Genomic DNA, 4,338 nt, shown 5'->3' with positions numbered 1-4,338 from the left:
GCCCCCTCCCTTCTCCCCCACACCCTACACCCTGATAACTAAAAACCGATGAACCAATTAAACTTAGAAGTTGCGGGAAAAAAAGAACGTTTAGATGCTTGGATGGGGTCACAATTGCCCGATTTATCGAGATCGAGGCTGCAAAAACTGATAGAACAGGGATATATACAGTTAAATGGTCAAATTTGCACTAATAAAAATACTAAAGTTGGTCAAGGTGATCGCTTAAAGATTACCATTCCCGACAGTCAACCCCTCGAATTAAGCGCCGAGGCGATCGAGCTTGATATTCTTTACGAAGACGACTATCTGATTATTATCAATAAACCTGCTGATTTAGTGGTTCATCCGGCTCCCGGCCACGAATCGGGAACCTTGGTCAACGCTTTACTGCATCACTGCCCAAATTTAGCTGGAATTGGTGGAATTCAACGCCCCGGTATAGTCCACCGCTTAGATAAGGATACCACGGGCGCGATCGTTATTGCCAAAACCGACCAGGCCCATCAACACCTACAGGCACAATTAAAAACCAAAACTGCCCGCCGGGAATACATCGCCCTCGTCCACGGTGTCCCCAAAAGCGAAATAGGTACAATTGATCTGCCGATCGGTCGTCACCGCAGCGATCGCCAAAAGATGGCTATTATTGCCGTGGAAAAAGGCGGTAGAAATGCCGTCACCCACTGGCAAGTCAAGGAAAGACTAGGCAACTACACCTTAATGGAATTTCGCCTAGAAACTGGCAGAACTCATCAAATTCGCGTTCATAGCAGCCATATCGGTCATCCGATTCTTGGGGATCCCCTCTATAGTTCAGGTCGTTCTATCGGGATTAATCTACCCGGGCAATTACTCCACGCCCATCGTTTAATTTTAATACATCCGGTCACGGGAGAGAGCCTAGAAGCGATCGCTCCCTTACCCGCTATTTTCCCGAAAGTTTTAGCTATTTTACGGCAGAGAAACCCCTAGCGCACAAATTGCGGCATAATCTCCGCTGCTGTCCATAATCCGTAGATACCGCGACGATGTAGGGAAACCCCCGCTTTCAGATAACCGAAAGCCGGCCCGCAGACATTAGCCGCCATACTGGTTTCATCACCTAAAGTGAAGGTATGGGTGGAAATTTTGCCTTCAAAAGTCCGCCCCGTGACTTTAACATTGGTACTCAAGGGCTTTTTCGGGTTGCGCGTATCCACCACACCCCCGACGGAAACCCGATCGCGTCCACAGATTCCAGCCAATTCCAGCATAATATCGTCTGCGTGTTCCATATTTTCGAGGCTGAGAATGCCATTGGTTTTATTTAACAGCATTTCCACTTCCGCATCACTCATCCGGTGCGCCGTTTCTGGGTTGTAACCGGGTAAATGGGCGATATCTTCGCGAATGGTGGCACGATAAGCCTCCCAGTTGGCAATTCCCACGCCGAAGGTAATTTTAACGCTATGAATCTCTGCATAACTCTGGGCAGCTAGGGCGGCAGCCGCAGTTAACAGTCCGGGGGTAGCGCCGCAGCCCGTCATGTAGGTGATGCCGGCGGCTTCTAGGTCTGTTTGTAGTGCTAAGATTTGTTCCATGGCGCTGGTACGTTTGAGCGCATCGACTAAAACCCCGCGCCAACCCAAGCGAATGAAAGTTTTAGCGATATCGGCCATGAAATTGTTGGGTAAATTCGGCAAGGCGAGAAAATAGCCCTCTACATCGGCAGTTTTGATTAATTCCTCGATACTGTTCTGGCTGAGACTGCCGTAATTTTCCAGATAACCGATCGAACCCCGGTCATGATAAATTTTGTTACAGGTATTGACATCTAGACCGTCTTTGTGGTAAGCAAAACCGGCTTTATCGGCGGCGGCAGTCCAGAGCATTTCCTGTTTGGGGGCGAGAATTCTGGCGGCGGCCTGTCCCAAACCACCAAAACCTAAAACACCAATCCGAAGGCGATCGCTGGCTGTTTGTTTATTCATATTCGTTGGGATTCCTATAGACAAACTTCTATTATTTCGGCGGTCGTGGTTCGCCGTTGCATCTCCTTTATTTTCAATTTATCGCTTCAGGTCGTCTTTTTTGTGTAGTTTTGTTAAATTGTGCCTCCTGGGTCAAGGTTCGCCCTTGACGATGAAGAAAAGTTACGGGAAACTTACAAAAAATGAAAGTGGTTAGGTGACGTAATATAAAGTTTTGCTAAAATTTTAACCAGATTGCTACGATTAGCAAACTATCGTAAATTAAAACGATAGGGAGCTTTGCAAACCCCAGATCACGCCGAGAAGAGCTATGAGCATGGAAAGCCTAGAGTTTATTATCTATCCCGATGGTCGCGTTATGGAAAAGGTGACAGGCATAGTCGGTTCATCTTGTCAAGAGGTGACGGCGGCGATCGAGGCACAACTCGGGCAGCTGATGTCTCAAGAGAAAACCTCGGATTATTACCATCAAACCGTCAGCCAGTCAGAGAAAGTCAGCAACGCAGCCACTTTTAGCGACTGGTAATTTTTCATTTTTCCCAATCCCTTTATTTAAGCCACTGAAAAACCATGTCACACTTTAGCAATATCAAAACCAAAATCCGCGATCTATCCTACCTAAAAGCCGCCCTGAGCGATATGGGTATGGAATGGAAAGAGGGTTCTCACCCCGTCAAAGGTTATCAAGGTCAAACTTTAACCGCAGAGGTGGTAATCGAGCAAGATAACAATTACGATATCGGTTTTCGCTGGAATGGTAACGAGTACGAGTTAGTTGCCGATTTGCAATACTGGCAACAACCCCTAACCGTAGAAGGATTTTTAAGAAAAGTAAATCAAGGTTATGCCTACCACACCATCCTGGCAGAAACTGCTAAACAGGGTTTTCAGGTGGCAGCACAGGAAAAAAATACTGATGGTTCTATTCGTCTAGTGGTACAACGTTGGAGTGCCTAATGGCTGATTTTTCTCCCGAACGCTCTGGTTTTGAACCAGAGTTAGGGGGATTCCTAAGAGATTCCCCTGATCGCACCGGTTTTGAACCCGAATTGGGCGGTTTACTGCGCCAGAAAGCGGTTTACGTCGATGAGGTCACTTGTATCGGTTGTAAACACTGCGCCCACGTTGCCCCCAATACCTTTTTTATTGAAGGCGAATACGGTCGCTCTCGCGTCTATAATCAGGACGGTGACGAAGAAGAAATTATTCAAGAAGCGATCGAAACTTGTCCGGTTAACTGTATTCACTGGGTTAATTATAATCAGTTGTCATCCCTTGAGGAAGAACGCAAACATCAAGTGATTAAACAGTTAGGTTTTCCTCAGATTCACAAGAAATTTAGCCCCGCAGATTTAGATATCTAGGGTGGATAGGTACAGCCTCATCCATCCATTATTTCCTAGAAGTTATGGCAGCGGTTCTCGATCGAATCCGCTACAGTTCTCAGGGGAAATAATCCTATCTCGGATTTTAAGGACAATGAACACCCAACTGATTGATTCTCTCGTGCGAATTATTCTCTCTCTCCGAGGAAGAAAGAGAGTTACTGAATCGAAAAATTGAGAGCGAACAACGGGAAAATTTGCAGATTAACGCTCAAATTTTGGATTTAGAAAACCGTGTCAAGCAATAGGAAAATCAATATCCCATGAGTTCGGAAGAATTCTATCCTAGATTTCGTTCTGGTGAGCTAGGGGACGCTATGGATTATTTCGAGTGGAATGTTTATTATGAAATGCTATTGGCAGCTAGAAAAGAGATAAGTTTACGATCAAATTAGATGGAGATAGCCGATTATATTCCCCTAGTTAAACGGAAATTATCCGAGAGTTCGATTGTGAACTCTTTCGCGATTGTCGATGAAAGAATTTTATTCGATCGAGGCTATTTCCGAGCGAGAGTCCTTCGATTTCAGGACAACAACTGTATAAAATTGAACCACTGAGATAAATCATGAATCCTAGAGTTAAAGAAGTTATCCCTTTGCCAAACTATCAATTACAACTCATCTTTACTAATGAAGAAAAGAAAATTTATGATTGTTCACCACTGCTCGATTTTGGCATCTTTCAAGAACTTAAAAACAAACAGTATTTTAATCAAGTAAAAATTTTAGATGGTACGGTAACTTGGCCGAACGAACAAGATATCTGTCCGGATACTCTCTATCTTGACTCCATTTCCCAAACCTAGAACAGTTCGATCGAGGAAACCCAACAACTTCGCATAAAATTTAGAAAGCATGAAAAGTAACGCTCCCACTGATCAGATTTTCTTTCGCTACAGCCTTTCTCAGATTGATGAGGTTAGTTATTGTTGCTAAAATACTTGATGAGTAAGGATTACTCTGTACTTCATCTCTAGG

At 44.7% G+C, this 4,338-nt stretch carries 6 protein-coding genes; 5 read left to right on the top strand and 1 reads right to left on the bottom strand.

What is annotated here, in order from left to right:
* Positions 1 to 48: 48 nt before the first annotated feature.
* Positions 49 to 975, top strand: coding sequence for an RluA family pseudouridine synthase (locus PX636_RS17250; RefSeq protein ID WP_288118023.1), 927 nt, complete (start codon positions 49 to 51; stop codon positions 973 to 975).
* On the opposite strand, the gene bioU is transcribed toward PX636_RS17250, so the two are convergent.
* Positions 972 to 1,973 carry a (S)-8-amino-7-oxononanoate synthase BioU gene (gene bioU / locus PX636_RS17245; RefSeq protein ID WP_288118022.1) on the bottom strand — a complete coding sequence of 334 codons (1,002 nt, stop codon included), beginning with the start codon at positions 1,971 to 1,973 and terminating at the stop codon, positions 972 to 974. The genes PX636_RS17250 and bioU overlap by 4 nt on opposite strands.
* 310 nt (positions 1,974 to 2,283) lie before the next feature.
* On the opposite strand from bioU, the gene PX636_RS17240 reads away from it, so the two are divergent.
* From PX636_RS17240 to PX636_RS17225, 4 genes are all read left to right on the top strand, one after another.
* Complete coding sequence (locus PX636_RS17240) at positions 2,284 to 2,499, top strand: DUF2997 domain-containing protein (protein ID WP_002752708.1); 216 nt, start codon at positions 2,284 to 2,286, stop codon at positions 2,497 to 2,499.
* Between the two features lie 44 nt (positions 2,500 to 2,543).
* Positions 2,544 to 2,930 carry a DUF1257 domain-containing protein gene (locus tag PX636_RS17235; RefSeq protein WP_002762644.1) on the top strand — a complete coding sequence of 129 codons (387 nt, stop codon included), beginning with the start codon at positions 2,544 to 2,546 and terminating at the stop codon, positions 2,928 to 2,930.
* Entirely contained in the window at positions 2,930 to 3,337 is a 408-nt protein-coding gene (locus PX636_RS17230; protein WP_002747586.1) for a ferredoxin, read from the top strand. Before PX636_RS17235 ends, PX636_RS17230 begins: the two co-directional genes overlap by 1 nt.
* Before the next feature lie 589 nt (positions 3,338 to 3,926).
* On the top strand, positions 3,927 to 4,166 hold the full coding sequence (locus PX636_RS17225; RefSeq protein ID WP_002773190.1) for a DUF2442 domain-containing protein: 240 nt from the start codon (positions 3,927 to 3,929) through the stop codon (positions 4,164 to 4,166).
* Positions 4,167 to 4,338: the final 172 nt, after the last annotated feature.

It is taken from the genome of Microcystis sp. M53598_WE2, assembly GCF_030067735.1.
GTDB classification, from domain to species: Bacteria; Cyanobacteriota; Cyanobacteriia; order Cyanobacteriales; family Microcystaceae; genus Microcystis; species Microcystis aeruginosa.
The sequence above is the reverse complement of the archived record's forward strand: the minus strand, read 5'-3'. Positions and strand labels throughout refer to the sequence as shown.